14 protein-coding genes are annotated in these 15,447 nt (G+C 70.3%); 6 read left to right on the top strand and 8 right to left on the bottom strand.

All coding sequences use genetic code 11. From position 1 onward, the window contains the following. Positions 1-150: 150 nt before the first annotated feature. The 4 genes from RBJ65_RS10545 (at position 151) to RBJ65_RS10530 (ending at position 4,486) form a co-directional block, all read left to right on the top strand. Entirely contained in the window at positions 151-1,491 is a 1,341-nt protein-coding gene (locus RBJ65_RS10545) for an ABC transporter substrate-binding protein (protein ID WP_306318154.1), read from the top strand. A 210-nt stretch (positions 1,492-1,701) separates the two neighbouring features. Next, positions 1,702-2,559: a carbohydrate ABC transporter permease gene (locus tag RBJ65_RS10540; protein WP_306318155.1), complete on the top strand. Its 858-nt coding sequence runs from the start codon at positions 1,702-1,704 to the stop codon at positions 2,557-2,559. Further along, positions 2,556-3,419 carry a carbohydrate ABC transporter permease gene (locus tag RBJ65_RS10535; protein ID WP_306318156.1) on the top strand — a complete coding sequence of 288 codons (864 nt, stop codon included), beginning with the start codon at positions 2,556-2,558 and terminating at the stop codon, positions 3,417-3,419. The genes RBJ65_RS10540 and RBJ65_RS10535 overlap by 4 nt, the downstream gene beginning before the upstream one ends. Continuing rightward, positions 3,416-4,486: a LacI family DNA-binding transcriptional regulator gene (locus RBJ65_RS10530; protein WP_306318157.1), complete on the top strand. Its 1,071-nt coding sequence runs from the start codon at positions 3,416-3,418 to the stop codon at positions 4,484-4,486. The genes RBJ65_RS10535 and RBJ65_RS10530 overlap by 4 nt, the downstream gene beginning before the upstream one ends. On the opposite strand, the gene RBJ65_RS10525 is transcribed toward RBJ65_RS10530, so the two are convergent. The 8 genes from RBJ65_RS10525 to RBJ65_RS10490 all read right to left on the bottom strand — a co-directional run bounded on the left by RBJ65_RS10525 (position 4,476) and on the right by RBJ65_RS10490 (position 13,069). Next, positions 4,476-5,483 (bottom strand): glycosyl hydrolase, encoded by a 1,008-nt coding sequence (locus RBJ65_RS10525; RefSeq protein WP_306318158.1) that lies wholly within the window; start codon positions 5,481-5,483, stop codon positions 4,476-4,478. The two genes, RBJ65_RS10530 and RBJ65_RS10525, sit on opposite strands and share 11 nt — an antisense overlap. A gap of 123 nt (positions 5,484-5,606) precedes the next feature. After that, a complete protein-coding gene (locus RBJ65_RS10520; RefSeq protein WP_306318159.1) occupies positions 5,607-6,038 on the bottom strand; it encodes a DUF3237 domain-containing protein in 432 nt (143 codons plus the stop codon). A 19-nt stretch (positions 6,039-6,057) separates the two neighbouring features. Next, the gene (locus RBJ65_RS10515) at positions 6,058-6,891 is read right to left on the bottom strand and encodes an ABC transporter ATP-binding protein (protein WP_306318160.1); all 834 of its coding nucleotides are present in this window, start codon (positions 6,889-6,891) and stop codon (positions 6,058-6,060) included. Then, positions 6,875-7,849 (bottom strand): ABC transporter ATP-binding protein, encoded by a 975-nt coding sequence (locus RBJ65_RS10510; RefSeq protein WP_306318161.1) that lies wholly within the window; start codon positions 7,847-7,849, stop codon positions 6,875-6,877. Before RBJ65_RS10510 ends, RBJ65_RS10515 begins: the two co-directional genes overlap by 17 nt. Further along, positions 7,846-8,715 (bottom strand): ABC transporter permease, encoded by an 870-nt coding sequence (locus RBJ65_RS10505; protein ID WP_306318162.1) that lies wholly within the window; start codon positions 8,713-8,715, stop codon positions 7,846-7,848. The genes RBJ65_RS10510 and RBJ65_RS10505 overlap by 4 nt, the downstream gene beginning before the upstream one ends. Beyond that, entirely contained in the window at positions 8,712-9,662 is a 951-nt protein-coding gene (locus RBJ65_RS10500) for an ABC transporter permease (RefSeq protein WP_306332123.1), read from the bottom strand. The genes RBJ65_RS10505 and RBJ65_RS10500 overlap by 4 nt, the downstream gene beginning before the upstream one ends. Continuing rightward, positions 9,659-11,323 carry an ABC transporter substrate-binding protein gene (locus tag RBJ65_RS10495; protein WP_306318164.1) on the bottom strand — a complete coding sequence of 555 codons (1,665 nt, stop codon included), beginning with the start codon at positions 11,321-11,323 and terminating at the stop codon, positions 9,659-9,661. The genes RBJ65_RS10500 and RBJ65_RS10495 overlap by 4 nt, the downstream gene beginning before the upstream one ends. Before the next feature lie 30 nt (positions 11,324-11,353). Beyond that, positions 11,354-13,069: a CocE/NonD family hydrolase gene (locus RBJ65_RS10490; protein WP_306318165.1), complete on the bottom strand. Its 1,716-nt coding sequence runs from the start codon at positions 13,067-13,069 to the stop codon at positions 11,354-11,356. Between the two features lie 165 nt (positions 13,070-13,234). Between RBJ65_RS10490 and RBJ65_RS10485 the strand changes: the two genes are divergently transcribed. After that, complete coding sequence (locus RBJ65_RS10485) at positions 13,235-13,810, top strand: TetR/AcrR family transcriptional regulator (protein WP_306318166.1); 576 nt, start codon at positions 13,235-13,237, stop codon at positions 13,808-13,810. 146 nt (positions 13,811-13,956) lie between these two features. Further along, positions 13,957-15,432 (top strand): amidase, encoded by a 1,476-nt coding sequence (locus RBJ65_RS10480; RefSeq protein ID WP_306318167.1) that lies wholly within the window; start codon positions 13,957-13,959, stop codon positions 15,430-15,432. The last annotated feature ends 15 nt before the right edge of the window (positions 15,433-15,447 follow it).

The raw sequence follows: 15,447 nt of genomic DNA, 5'->3' as shown, positions 1-15,447 counted from the left end.
TAACCCCGGATTTGTAAACCGGTCTAGTCCCTTCCCCGTCGCGATTGTCGGAAGACTTCGGGCAAGAGGCTTTACCGGTTCATGGATCGCTGCCATAGTGCCGTCAGCCCGCTGGGCCGGAGCCGTCAAACCCTCTGAGGAGTGGGGCACATGAGGAAGAAGCCGAGTAAGCCGCTGGGTGTGGCGTTGCTCGCCACCGCGATGCTGGCGACAGTGACAGCGACAGCAGGATGCAGTGGAGGAGGCGGCGGGACGGGCGGTGAGGCCAAGGCGCCCGCCGACCCCAAGGACGTGTCGGGCACCATCACCGTGCTCACCCACCGCACCGACCTCGTCCAGAGCGGCGCGATGAAGAAGTACGCCGCCGAGTTCAACAAGACGTACCCCGAGGTGAAGGTGAAGTTCGAGGGCATCACCGACTACGAGGGCGAAGTCAAGATCCGCATGAACACCGAGAACTACGGTGACGTGCTGATGATCCCCGGCGTCATCGCCAAGAACGACTACCCCAAGTTCTTCGCCCCGCTCGGCAGCACCGCCGACCTGGAGAAGAAGTACCGCTTCACCGGGAAGACGGACGTGAAGGGCAAGACGTACGGCGTCGCCAGCTTCGGCACCGCCAACGGCTTCGTCTACAACAAGGCCGTGTGGAAGAAGGCCGGCGTCACCAAGTGGCCCACCACACCACAGGAGTTGCTCGACGACCTCAAGGCCGTCAAGGCGAAGACGGACTCCGTGCCGTACTACACCAACTTCAAGGACGGCTGGCCGCTGAGCAGCCCCTGGTCCAACTCCATCGGCTCCGTCAGCTGCGACAAGCTGGCCAACGACAAGCTCGCCGACGACAAGAAGCCGTGGGCCGCGGGCAGCGACCTCAACGTCATCGACACGCTGCTCTACGACATCGTCCACGACAAGTACGCCGAGCAGGACCCGACCACCACCAACTGGGAGAACTCCAAGAACCTGCTGGCCAAGGGGAAGATATCGAGCATGCTGCTCGGCTCCTGGGCCATCACGCAGATGCAGGACGCCGCGAAGAAGGCGGGCGAGAACCCGGACGACATCGGGTTCATGCCGTTCCCCGTACAGAAGGACGGGAAGTTCTGCGCCACGCTGCTCTCCGACTACCAGCAGGCCGTGAACATCCACTCCGAGCACAAGGCCGCCGCCCGGGCCTGGATCGACTGGTTCACCGAGAAGTCGGGGTACGCCGCCAAGGAGGGCGCCGTCTCCGCGCTGCGGGCGGCGCCGATGCCGGCGACGCTCAAGCCGTACGAGGACAACGATGTCAAGTACATCGAGCGGTCGGAGGCCAAGACCGGTGACGTGAACGCGATCGACAACGCGTCCGAGATCGGGCTGGGGAAGCCGGATTATCGGCAGAAGCTTGTCGATATCGCGCGGGGGGCGCAGAAGGGGTCCTTGGCGGACTACTTCGCGGAGCTCGACAAGCGGTGGGGTGGCGCTGCCGCGGGTGCGGGTGGGTGAGGGATGGGTTCCGACGCGAAGTCTGGGTTGAGGTCGGACGTTCCTACGTCGCGGGGCTCTGCCCCGGACCCCGCTGCTCAATCGCCGCAGGGGCTTGATTTTGCTCACCCGGCGCGGGGGCAAGATGTTGGTCGGTCGGCGCGGGGGCAAGGAGTTGGTCGGTCGGCGCGGGGGCGAGGAGTTGGTCGATCCACGCGGGGGCGAGGAGTGGTGCGGCGGGTCACGCCGTGGCTCTTTCTGCTCGTGCCGCTCGGGTTGCTGATCACGTTCACGTACGTGCCTGTCGGCAACATCATCTATTACAGCTTCACCGACTGGGACGGCGTGAGCCCCGAGCGGAGCTTCATCGGGGTCGACAACTACACCCAACTCTTCACGCGGCCCGAGCTGTTCAGGGTGTTCTTCGTCAGCTTCTACTATCTCGCCGCGTCCGCCGTGCAGATCGTGATCGCGCTGTACTTCGCGACCGTGCTCAGCTTCGACCTGCGGTTCCGGAATCTGTTCAAGGGCATCCTGTTCTTCCCGTACCTGATCAATGGCGTCGCCATCGGCTTCGTCTTTCTGTACTTCTTCCAGGACGGCGGCACCCTCGACTCGGTCCTCTCGTGGTTCGGGGTGGGCGGCGGCCACGCGTGGCTCGGGGACGCGGAGTCGGCGAACACCTCGCTGGCGGGGGTGTCGGTGTGGCGGTTCACCGGGCTCAACTTCGTGCTGTTCCTCGGGGCGATCCAGTCGATTCCGGGGGAGTTGTACGAGGCCGCGCAGCTCGACGGGGCCAGTCGCTGGCAGCAGTTCCGGCACATCATCGCGCCCGGCATCAAGCCGGTGATCGGGCTGAGTGTGATTCTCGCGATTTCGGGATCGCTCTCCGTTTTCGAGATTCCGTACATCATGACGGGCGGCGCGACCGGCACGCAGACCTTCGTGATCCAGACGGTGAAGCTCGCCTTCCAGTTCAACAAGACGGGGCTCGCCTCGGCCTGCGCCGTGGTGCTGCTTCTGATCATTCTGCTGATCACGTGGATTCAGCGGCGGCTTGTGCCCGACGACAAGGTGGATCTCGTATGACCGTGCTCCCTGCTGTACTGGACCGGGCCCGTAGGCGGCCGCGCGTCGGGACGGTCCTCACGTATCTGTCGCTGGTCGTCGCCGCGCTCGTGGTGCTGGTGCCACTCGTCGTCGTGTTCCTGACGTCGTTGAAGTCGTCCCGTGAACTCACCGAGGGCGGTGGGGCGTTCAGCCTTCCCGACGACTGGCTGAACCTGTCCAACTACGTCACCGCGTTCAGTGACGGCCACATGCTCACCGCGTTCGGGAACACGGCGTTCATCCTGCTCTTCTCGATCACGGGCACCGTGCTCATCGGCTCGATGACGGCGTACGCCATCGACCGCTTCGAGTTCCGGCTGAAGAAGACGGTCATGGCGCTGTTCCTCGTCGCCACGCTCGTGCCGGCGGTGACGACGCAGGTCGCCACCTTCCAAGTGGTCAACAGCTTCGGCCTGTTCGACACGCGGTGGGCGCCGATCCTGCTCTACATGGGCACGGACATCGTCTCGATCTACATCTTCCTGCAGTTCATCCGGTCCATCCCGAGGTCGCTCGACGAGGCCGCGCGGATCGACGGCGCGAACACCTTCACCATCTACTGGAAGATCATCCTGCCGCTGCTCAAGCCGGCCATCGCCACCGTCGTCATCGTCAAGGGCATCACGACGTACAACGACTTCTACATCCCGTTCCTCTACATGCCGTCCGAGGAGCACGGCACGATCTCCACCGCCCTGTTCCGCTTCAAGGGGCCGTTCGGCGCGCACTGGGAGAACATCTCCGCCGGGGCGATCCTCGTGATCCTGCCGACGCTGCTCGTCTTCCTCTTCCTGCAGCGCTACATCTACAACGGCTTCGCGTCCGGTGCCACCAAATGACCGGCCGCGACGGCGAACGGCGCGTCACCATCACCGATGTCGCGGCCCGCGCCGGGGTGTCGCGGGGCGCGGTCTCCCTCGCGTACAACAACCGCCCCGGCGTCTCAGACGCCACCCGCACCCGCATCATGGCGGCGGTCGCCGAACTGGGCTGGTCGCCGCACCAGCCGCCCGGCAAGCTGTCCGGGTCGGCGACCGGCGCCGCGGACACCGTCGGCCTCGTCCTGGCGCGGCCGGCGCGGCAGCTCCAACTGGAGCCGTTCTACGTGGAGTTCATCGCCGGCGCCGAGTCGGTCCTGGAGGAGCACGGCTGCTCGCTGCTGCTGCGCCTGGTGCGGGACACCGCGCGGGAGGTCGTCGTGCACCGGGACTGGTGGTGTGCCCGCCGGATCGCCGGGTCCATCCTGGTCGACCTCCAGCACGACGACCCGCGGATCGCCGCCCTGCGGTCCATCGGCCTCCCGGCCGTCGCCGTCGGCCACCCGTCGCTGACCGGCGGCTACACCTCGGTGTGGACCGACGACGAGACGGCCGTACGGGAGGTGGTGCGGCATCTCGCGGGGCTCGGGCACCGGCGGATCGCCCGGGTCGGCGGGCACCCGGCGCTCGGCCACACCATCCTGCGTACCGTCGCCCTGAACCGGGCCGTCGCCGACCTCGGCCTCGAACCGGCCCTCAGCGTCACCACCGACTTCTCCGCCGAGCAGGGTGCCCGCGCCACCCGCGGGCTGCTCGGCCGCGCTCCGCGGCCCACGGCGATCGTCTACGACAACGACATCATGGCGGTCGCCGGGCTCGCGGCAGCCGCCGAACTGGGCCTGGCCGTACCGGCGGACGTCAGCCTGATCGCCTGGGACGACTCGCAGCTGTGCCGCCTCACGTACCCGCCGCTGTCCGCGATGAGCCACGACGTCTTCGCCTTCGGCGCGGACGTCACGCGCCGCCTCTTCGATGTGGTCCACCGCCGCAACCCTTCCTCGGAGTCCGTCGCGCCGCCCGTGCTCGTGCCCCGCGGCAGCAGCGCGCCGCCGCGGGGGACGAGGCAGGGGCAGGAGGTCAGAGGGTGAGTTCACCCTGGTTCAGTACGCGGGGGTGGAAGTACGTCGACTGGATCTCGGCGTTGGTGTTGTTGCCGCGCAACTGCTCGGACCACATCATGAACCAGGCCCATTGCGGCTGGCTCGTCAGCAGGGCGTCGTTCGGCATCTTGCCCATTTCCGCGATGGCGATCGGCTTGCCGCCGGCGATGCCGCGTATCTGCTGATAGTCGGCGGAGCTCGGGTAATTCTTGTACCAGGCGTCGAGGGACGCCACATCGACGTAGGAACTACCGGGGTAGTAATTGCTCCAGCCGCCCGCCGGATTGTCCTGCACGTTCCACACCCAGATCAGATTGTCGAGCCCTTTGGTGTTGGCCAGGTAATCGTGGGTGATCTGGTAGAGGCGCGCGCTGCCGTTCGAGCCCGGCCGGTGGCCCCACCAGTTCCACGACTCGTTCATTTCGTGCAGCGGCCGGAAGAGAACGGGCACGCCCGCGTCCTTCAACTGCTTGAGATAGGGCACGACTTCGTCGAGCCGCTTCTTCCACGCCGTATTGAGCGCGCTGCCGTCGGTGACGAGCTGGGAGAACTGCGCGTCCGGGATGTTCGACTTCACGCCGCCCTCGAACGCGCAGCTGCTGCCCATGGTCGGCGGGCAGACATGCCAGGTCAGGGCCACGAGCGAGCCGTTCTTCCACTCGGTCTTGGCCTGGTCGATCACGCGCTGCCGGTTGGCGACGTCCGTCGCGTTGAACATCAGGTCGCCGCCCCACAGGCCGGGGTACTGGCCGGAGACGTCCTTGACCTGCTGCGTGTACTGGCCGGGGGAGGTGGCGGGTTCCTTGTTGTGCTGGCCGGAGACGATGTGGTTTCCGGAGATGCTCTTCAAGTAGTTCAGGACGGTCTGCTTCGAACTCGGCGGGAATGCTTGCGCCGATTCCGTCGCGGGCCAGGTGATGAGGCCCGCGGCGACGGCAGCGGCCGCGACGAAGAAGGCGAGGCAGTGTTTGATTCTTCTTTTCATGGGGGTGACGGTGGCGGTAGTTCCGGCGGGCGTCAATGGATTGCGCCGCATTCCGGGAGGCGCCGACCGAATTGTTTACTGAACGTTTTGTAAACGGCGTGGGCCGAGCGCTGTGAAATCGATTCAATCCACGCTGTAGCAGCGGATCACGATGGCGACGCCGTCCCGCGGGTTCCCCTCGTCGTGCGCGTGGCCGACGAAGACCGTGCGCGCGAGCCAGAGGTGGGCGGGGGAGTCGGTGCGGAACACCGGCGCGGTGCGGAAGTAGCCCGAACTCTCCACGTAGTAGCCCCGGTTGACGATGTCGATCACGGCGCCGTCGTCCGCGCGCAGCAGATAGCGGGCCTCCAGTTCGCAGACGTCGCCGCGCGTGCTGGACCAGTCGCCGCCGCCGGGCAGCACGGTGCCGCTCAGGCGGGGGCCGCGTACGGTGCCGCCGGTGATCGGGGTGAACTCGGTGCGCTCGCCGGTCGTGCCGTGCCCGATGTGCAGCGGCTTGTCGACCTCGGCGCGGATCTCGAAGGCGTAGGAGAGGGCGGGGGTGTCGGGCGTCATGGGTGAGGTCAACTCCTTGTCAGTGGGCGGGTGTTGCAAGGGTCGTCCGGCTGCGGCGGGGCTTCCAGCCGGGGCGCGGCACCGAGTCGAGCAGCGTGCGGGTGTACGCGTCCCGGGGTTCGGTCAGCACGGTGCGTACGGCGCCGCGTTCGACGATGCGGCCGTGGCGCATGACCACGATGTCCTCGCAGACGTGCTGGACGATGCCGAGGTCGTGGGTGATGAACAGGTAGGCCACCGGCGTCCGTTCACGGATCTCGCGCAGCAGCGTGAGGATCTGCGCCTGTACGGACACGTCGAGCGCGGCCACCGCCTCGTCGAGGACCAGAAGCTGTGGCGCGACGGCCAACGCCCTTGCGATGGCGACGCGTTGGCGCTGGCCGCCGGAGAGCGCGCGGGGCAGCGCCGCGGCCTGTCGCTCGTCGAGGCCCACCTGGTCGAGGAGTTCGGCGACCCGCCGGTCCAGGGCCGTGCCGCGCAGCTCGGTGTGGAGGGCGACGGCCTCGGCGACGCAGTCGCGTACGCGCTGGCGGCGGTCGAGGGAGGCGTACGGGTCCTGGAACACCATCTGCACCTCGCGGGCCGCGCGCCGCCGTTCGGCCGTGCGGCGAGGAGGGCGCGTACGCTCCCGGCCGGCCAGACGCACGACCCCGGCCGTCGGCCGCTCCAGGCCCGCGATCATCCGGGCGGTGGTCGTCTTCCCCGACCCGGACTCGCCGACGACCGCGAGGGAGCCGCCGGGCGCGAGCGCCAGGTCGACGTCGTCGACGGCCACGACACCGGCGAACTCCTTGCGGAGCGCGGTCACTTCGAGCACGTACGGGCGGTCGCCCGGTTCAGGCGTCGGCGTCATCTGCGGGCTCCTCGGGGTAGTGGCAGGCGGCGATGCCGTCGCCGACCGGGCGCGGCCGCGGGGTCTCGGTGCGGCACCGGGCGCGGGCCGCAGGGCAGCGCGGCGCGAACGCGCAACCGGCGCCCGCCTCGAACGCGGACAGCGGTCGGCCGGGGATGGCGCGCAGTTCCCGCGCGTCCGCGCCCGGCGCGGGCCGGGAGGCGAGCAGCGCCCGGGTGTACGGGTGGCGGGCCGCCTTGTGGAGCCGGTCGGCGGGGAGTTCCTCCACCACGGAACCCGCGTACATCACGGCGATCCGGTCGCACACGGCCGCCGCCAGCGCCAGGTCGTGCGTGATGAAGAGGAGGGCGAGGCCGCGGTCGGCCCGTGCCTCGTCGATGATCGCCATGACCTCGGCCTGCGTCGTCACGTCGAGCGCCGTCGTCGGCTCGTCGGCGAGCAGCAGCCGGGGCCCGCCCGCGAGCGCCGCCGCGATCATGACGCGCTGGAGCAGCCCCCCGGACAGCTCCGGCGGCCGTTGCCGCAGCCTGCGTTCGGCGTCCGGGATGCCGACGTCGCGCAGCAGCCCGGTGACGGTGGCGGTGGCCGCGCGGGCCCGGGTGCCGCGCGCGATCAGGCCCTCGGTGAGGAAGTCGCCAACCGTGCGGACGGGGTTGATGTGGGCGCGCGGATCCTGATGGACCATCGCGACGTCCGTCGCCCGCAGCGCGCGCAGGGCGCCAGGCCCCATCGCGGGCACGGACGCGCCGTCGACCAGTACGTCACCTTCGACGCGGGCCCCGGCCGGCAGCAGCCGCAGCACCGAACGCGCCGTCAGCGACTTCCCGGAACCGGACTCGCCGACGAGCCCGAGCGCCCCGCCCGCCGGTACGGACAGATCCGCCCGGTGGATGACCGTACGGTCGCCCCCGCCCACGGGCAGGGTGACGCGCAGCCCACGTATGTCCAGGAGCGTCATCGCGCGTCCTCCCCCGTCAGTCGTCGGGACAGGCCGTTGCCGAGCAGCGTGCACGCGATGACGAACACGACGATCACGAGGCCCGCGTACAGGGACTGTTCGGCCCGCCCCGCGAGCACGCCCGACGCGCCCTGGGCCACCATCAGGCCCCACTCGGCGGTCGGCGGCTGCGCGCCGAGCCCGATGAACGAGAACGCCGCGACGTCGAGCAGCGTGTACCCGAAGGACACCGTCACCTGCACAAGGACGAGCGGCAGCAGCGCGGGCACCAGGTGCCGCAGGCAGATCCGCCGGCCCGGCACCCCGAGCATCCGCAGCGCGGACACGTACGGCAGATGCACTTCGCGCAGCGCCGCGCCGCGCACGGTCCGCGCCACGTACGGCAGATACGCGACGGACAGCGTCACGACCGCGACCTGGAGGCCCGCCCCGAAGACGGCCGCGCCGACGACGGCGAGGATCAGACCCGGGAAGCCGAACACGACGTTCAGCGCCGACGACACGCCCCGGTCGTACCAGCCGCCGAGCCACGCCGCCGAGACGGCGAGCGCCGTGCCCACCACGGACGCGGCGAGCGTCACCACGGCGGGCGCGAGGAGGCTGAGCCGGGCCCCGTACAGGATCCGGGAGAGGATGTCGCGCCCGGTGTCGTCGGTGCCCAGCCAGTGCGCGCCGCTACTGCCCTGGTACACGGCCATCGGGTCGACGGTCTCGGGATCGTACGGCGCGAGCAGTGGCGCGCACACGGCGGCGAGGACGACGAGCGCGACGACGACGCCCGCGCCGATCAGCACACCGTTGCCCCGCGCGACGGCCCGCCCTCGCCCCAACGCCCCCGCTTTCGCGGCGAGTTCGAGAGTGGTCATGCCGATGCCTCCAAGGGTGTACGCCGGTCGAGCAGCGCGGAGACCACATCGACCACGGTGTTCACGCCGACGAACAGGACGACGCTGATGAGCGCGAGCGCCTGCACCACCGCCAGGTCCTGTTTCGCGGCGCTCTGCACGAGCAGCGCCCCGATGCCGTTGATGCCGAAGGCCTGCTCGACGACCGCGCAGCCCGCGATCAGGCCCGCGACGGCGACACCGGAGACGGAGAAGACGGGCGCGGACGCGTTGCGCAGCACGTGCTTGCGCACCACGAGCCGCTCCGGCAGGCCGCGCCCGCGCGCCGTCTGCACATGCTCAGAGGCCAGTTCGGCGCGCACCGCAGAGCGCGTCACCTGCGCGACGTACGCAAGCCAGGTCGCGGCCAACGCGAGCGCCGGCAACGTCAGATGCTCAAGCCGCCCGCCGAACCCGGACCCGCTCCCGTACGCGGGAAACAGCCCCCAGCGCACCGAGAAGCACCAGATCAGCACCACCGACATCACGAACGTCGGCACCGCCATCAGCGTCGTCGTCACGACGGTCACCGCCGTGTCGCCCCAGCCGCCGCGCAGCGCGGCCAGCGTGCCGAGGGCCACGCCCGCGCCGATGATGAGCAGGGCGGCGAGGGCGACGAGGAAGAGGGTGTTGCCGAGCCGGTCGCCGACGAGGTGCGCGACGGAGTCCCGGTAGCTGAGCGACTCGCCGAGATCGCCGCGCAGCAGTCCGCTCAGCCAGCGCCAATAGCCGCGCACGAACGGGTCGTCGAGGTGGTACTGGCGGTGGATCTCGGCGAGCAGCCGCTCGCTCGGCGGCTTCCCGCCGCCGACGAGGAGCGTCGCCGGATCGCCCGGCGACACGAACAGCGCCCCGTACACGGCGACGCTCGCGACCAGCGCCGTCGCGGCGAGCATGGCGGCCCGCCGGGCCACGAACCGCCAGATCACGACTCCCGCCCGGTCCCGCCGAGGCGCGCCGCCCACGGCATGTTGATGTACGCGAACGACGCGGGGATCCCGCTGAGCCGCTTGTTCAGGAACATCCGCTCGTACGGGCAGGCGATCGGCACGATCGGGAAGTCCTTCGCGTACAGCGCCTGCGCCTTCGTGAACTCGCGCGCGGCGTCCTGCGGATCGGTCGTCGCCTTCGCCGCCCGAATGTGTGAAGTCACGGCGCTGTTGCGGTAGTTGGTCCAGTTCATCGGCGACTTCGGGTCGGTCAGCATGTCCGCGTACGACAGTGGGTCGGGGATCTCGACGTAGCCGAGGGCCATCGTGGCGTCGAGGCCCTTGCGCAGCGCCGGGTTGAAGAAAAGGCCTGACATCTGCGTCGGCTGGAGCTGCCGGATGACGACCTTGAGGCCGATCCCCTTGGCGGCGGCCTGGAGGAACGTCAGGGTCTGCAACGACTGTTGGTCCCCGGCGGCCGTGGCGACGACGAGCGTCCGCCGCTTCGGCGCGGCCTTCGCCACGAGCCTCTTCGCCTTGGCGACATCGGGCCCTGGGGCGGCGGGCAGCGCCGCGTACCCCTTCGCGTACACGTCCTTGGCCTCGCTGTTCTTCCAGACGAGGGACGGGATGAAGGTCTTCTGGCGCTGCGCGGCGCCGTCGAAGACGTTCTTGACGAGCGCGTCGCGGTCGAGGACGAGGGAGAGCGCGTCGGCGACGCGCCGGTCCGCCATCGGCGAGGTCGGAGAGGTCGCCGCGAGGAACACGGTCTGAGCGGAAGGACCGTAGTGCAGGCTCCCCTCCTCCGAGCCGCGCAGCGCCTTCGCGGACGTCGAGGGAATCTCGTAACTCCCGTCGATCTGACCGGACATGAGGGCGCTGGTGAGCGTCCCGTTGTCGGTGATGAAGCGGAACGTGAGCTTCTTGACCTTGGGGCGCAGCGAGCGGTCCCAGTACGCGGTGTTGCGCACAGCGGTGATCGAATCGCCGGAGTGCCACTCCTTCAGCTCGAAAGGACCGGTGCACATGAGCCCGCCGCGCGCGGTCCCGTACGAGGTGCCCGCCTTCTTCATGTACGCGGCCTTGCCGACGGCGCCGAAGCCGTTGACGAGGTACTTCAGGAACAGCGAGTCGGGGGCGCGGAAGCGGACGGTGACCTGGTGGTCGCTCGTGGCCCTGATGGTGGTGACGTTGGCGAGGACCTGCACGTTCACGCTCTGCGTGGCCGGTACGCGCTGCCGCTCCAGGCTCGCCACGACGTCCTTCGCGGTCATCGGGCTGCCGTCCCAGAAGCGCACGCCGTGGCGGAGGTTCAGGACCAGCGTCTTCGGGTCGGGTCGGTGCCAGGAGGTGGCGAGGCCGGGGGCCGTCGAGTAGTCGGGCTTGAGGCGGATCAGCGGGTCGCAGAGGTTGGAGGCGACGGTGCTGGGGGAGTAGTCGCCGACCTTCGCCGGGTCGAGCGTGGTGGGCTCGCCCATCGGCAGGTTCCAGGTGACGTGGTCGACGGTGCCGTGGGCGGCGGGGGTCGTGGTGGTGAGCTTGGGCGCGCCGGCGTTCGCGTTCCCGTTCGCCGAGGGGGAGTTGCCGGAGGAACAGGAGGCCAGGGCCAGCGCGCAGGCCAGTGCGGCGATGGATACGAGGGTGGGTCGGGGAGCGTGCATGTGGGTGCTCCTGAGGGAAGGGGTGCCGGGTCAGTCGCGGCCGGGCAGCACCGAGACCGTGAGGCGTGAGGGGCGGGCGGCGCCGGTGCGCAGGGTCTGCGCGGAGGGCTTGGCGGCGGGGGTGGTCCAGGGGTTGTCCTCGCTGCCGGACGACGGCAGGAAGAGCGGGTAGTCGCTGGAGGCGAGGAGGACGGCGAGGCGATGGCCCGCGCGCACCCGGTAGCCGGTGTGCCCGAGGTCGACGGGGACCTCGTCCGGCGCGAGTTCGCCGCGTACGGACACCTCGCCGCGCGCGATCTGATGGGCGCGCCCGTCGGGCCCGACGTCCAGGAGCTTCACGAACACGTCGAAGGTGGGGGCGCTGCCGGAGACATGGAGGCGCAGGCCGAGCGGCCCGGCCAGGTCGAGCGGTTCGGTGAGCGCCGCCCCGGAGAACACGAGCACGTCGTCACGTGCGGCCGTCCGCGCCAGATCCGGGTAACTGTGCAGATACGCGAAGGAGTTGGGGACGTCCGAGGGCACCAGGTCGTCCGGGTCGTACGCCCACCGCGCCGAACTCTCCGATTCCGGCGTTTCTGGCGGTGAGTCGACGAGCGCTCCGCCGGGGAGCGGACCCGCCGCGTCCTCCGGGCGGGCCAGCCAGAAGGTGCGCTCGACGGCCTCCGGCGGCGGCCAGGCGCTCGACGTGCGCCACGCGCCGCCGTCCTCCGCCCTCCCCAACTCCCAGCGCACTTTGGCCAGTTCGGTCACCGGCCGGGCCCCCTTGAGGAACACGTCGAAGAACCCGAGCGCCGGGTCCACGTACTGCGGCAGCATCCGGTCGAGGGCCGCCGGGTTCACCGCGTGGTCGGTTCCGGCGGTCGCGGGAGCGTCGGCGAGCCGGTAGTTCTCGTGGTCGACCGCGCCCGCCCACAGGTACTGCACGGCGTCCCAGCCGGGCCGCGCCGCGAGGGCCAGATAGTCCCGCAGATGCGGGAGCAGGATGTTGTCGAACCAGCCGACGCAGTGCAGCACCGGCACCGGCCGCGCGTCGTAGGGGTGCCGGCCGCGCGCCGGGAACAAGTCCGTGAAGTGCGGTACGAGCGTGTCGAACCAGGCCGAGCGGGCTCCGATCGCCCGGAACGCCTCCTCGTACTGCTCGACGACCGGGCGGATCGAGCGGTCCGGCTCGTACTCGTAGAGCCCCTGGTCGACCCAGTAGTGGGCGTAGTAGTCGATGCCCTCCAGCCAGACCGGGCGGCCGACGCCCGGCGGCGCGTCCGGGCAGCCCTGCGTCGTCGCGTTGAAGTCGACCGTCGTCACCCGGGGCACGATCGCCCGCAGCGCCGGATGCTCGGACGCGACCGCGGCCCACTGGGTGAAGCCGTAGTACGAGTCGCCGAACATCCCAACGACCCCGTCGGACCAGGCCTGTTGGACGATCCAGTCGAGCGTGTCGTACCCGTCGTCGCCCTCCCGCAGGAACGGCAGCGTCTGCCCTTCCGAGCGGAATTTGCCGCGCACGTCCTGGACGACGACGGCGTAGCCGCGGGCCGTGAAGCGGGCCGCGATCTCGTCGAAGTACACGTAGCGGCTGTTCTTGTCGTACGGGAGGCGCACGAGGACGGTCGGGACTCGTACGTCGTCCGGTGGCGCGGGCAGGTACACGTCGGTGGCGAGCCGGATGCCGTCGCGCATCCGCACCCAGTGCTGCTCGGCGCGCTCGGACACCGGGGCCGGGCCGACGCGCGTGAAATGAAGACTCATGGCGGGGGTCCCCCAAAATCTCCTGGAAACAGGGCTGGTGAGGACGCGGAAGAGAATGCGGTAGAGAACGCGGAAACGAAGAACGACACCGTGATGCAACGGCGTTGTACAACAACATTGCAGCTCCGTGTGAACGCGGTCAACCCATTGGGTAGGGTCGGCGGCATGCCGATCGAGGTAGACGAGGCCAGGCGGCTCGACGAGATCGCGGCCGCCACCATCCAGGTCGCCCGCGACCGGGGCGTGCGCTCCGTGACCATCCGGGCCGTGGCCGGGCAACTCGGCGGCTCCACCGCGATGGTGACCAACTACGTCTCCAGCCGCGCCGCGTTGATGATCAACGCGCTGCGCCGCGCCGGGGCCGACTGGAGCCGCGAGCTGGAGCGGGCCATCGAGGGCGCCGAGGGCGAGGAGCGGCTGCGCGCCGCGATCCGCTGGATGTGCACCACGGAGCAGGACGACGAGGTGGTGCGCCGCCTGATGATGGAGATCGCGAGCGCGGCCCCCGGCGCCGAGGTCGACGAGACCCGGCGGTCCAACGCCCGCGGCGACTACGAGGGCCTCGCCGAGTTGATCGCCGAAGCGGGCCTGCCCGAACCGGAGTTGAGCGGCGACATCCTCCACCTGATCCTGCGCGGCTACTGGCTCGCCACGCTGGAGGACGCCGAGAGCTGGCCGGCCGAGCGCGGCGAGCGGGCGATCCTGGCCGTGGTCGACAGGTTGCGCGGGCAAGCGGGCTGAATGCCGGGGCGGGCGCGCTGAACTGCCCTTTCATCGGCGGCTGTTGACATCGGCCGACACCGAACCGCACTCTGTCCACGAAATAAAACGCCGTTGTATTACGCGGCTGTGCAGCTGGACCCGCACGCGACCGAAAGAGGTGCGCCATGGAAAGTCCCGCCCGGAACACGGAGCTGTGGCAACGCCCGGCGACCGAACTCGCCGCCGCCGTACGCGCTCGCGAGGTGTCGTCCTACGAGATCGTCACCTCCTGCCTCGACCGCATCGAGGCGACGAACCCGAAGGTCAACGCGCTCGTCGAGGTCCGCCCCGAAGAGACGCTCGCGGCGGCGCGGGCGGCCGACGCCGCCGTCGCGGCGGGAGGCGCCGACGCCGAACTCGGGCCGCTGCACGGCGTCCCCGTCTCCATCAAGGTCAACACCGAGCAGCGCGGCCACGCCACCACGAACGGCGTGCGCGCCCTCGCCGACAACATCGCCGCAGAGGACGCGGCCTGCGTCACCGCCCTGCGTACGGCGGGTGCGATCCCGCTCGGCCGCAGCAACGTCCCCGCCTTCTCGCTGCGCTGGTTCTCCGCGAACGACCTGCACGGGCGGACCCTCAACCCGTGGGACGCCGCGCGCACCCCCGGAGGCTCCAGCGGAGGCGCCGCCGCCGGGATCGCGGCCGGCATGACACCGCTGGCGCAGGGCAACGACATCGGCGGCTCCATCCGGTACCCCGCGGCCTGCTGCGGCGTCGTCGGGCTGCGGCCCACCGTGGGACGGGTCTCCGACTGGGCGCCGCCCGCGTACGCCGACACCCCCGAGGGCCGGGTCCCGCTCGACTTCCCGCCCACGGTGCAGGCCTGCGCGGTGCAGGGGCCGCTCGGCAGGACCGTCGCCGACACCCGCCTGGCCCTGCACGCCATGAGCGCACCCGACCTGCGCGACCCCTACGGCGTCCCCGCGCTGCCAGGACCGCGGCCCGGCCGGGACCATCGGAACCCGGCACGCGTCACCCTCGTCCGAGGCGACGACGGCGCGCAGAACCACCCGGCCGTCGACGCGGCCCTCGACGCCGCCGCCGCGCACCTCGCCGACGCGGGGTACGAGGTCGACGAGGTGGCGACGCAGCCACTGCTCGCCGAGGCCGCCCGGCTCTGGCTGCTCCTGCTCACCGAGGACACCCGGCCGCTGCTCCGCGTCGTCGACCGGATCGGCGACGACGCGATCCGCACCGCCCTCGCCCGGCACTTCGCCGCGTCGGCCGCCGTATGGGGCGAGCGCCCCGACCTGGAGACGTACATCAACGGCTGGGCCCGCCGCGGCGCACTCGTCACCCGCCTCCAGCAACTCCTCGGCGCCGACCACCTCTTGCTCACCCCGGTGTCCGCGCAACCGCCCTTCGAGCAGGACGCCGACCTCGGGCCCGAGGCAAGCGCCCTGGAACTCTGGCCCGCCATGTGGCCGATGGCCTCGATCCCCATCCTCGGCTTCCCCGCCGTCACGGTGCCGGTGACCGCGCACGAAGGACTGCCCATCGGGGTGCAACTGGTGGGCGGCCGGTTCACGGAAGACGGGCTGCTCGACGCGGCGCAGGCCGTCGAGGACCGCTCACCGACGAGGAGAACGTGGACGTAACACCCGCCCGCGTCC

The sequence above is a fragment of the Streptomyces sp. KL109B genome, from assembly GCF_030766935.1.
Classification (GTDB): Bacteria; Actinomycetota; Actinomycetes; order Streptomycetales; family Streptomycetaceae; genus Streptomyces.
The sequence above is the reverse complement of the archived record's forward strand: the minus strand, read 5'-3'. Positions and strand labels throughout refer to the sequence as shown.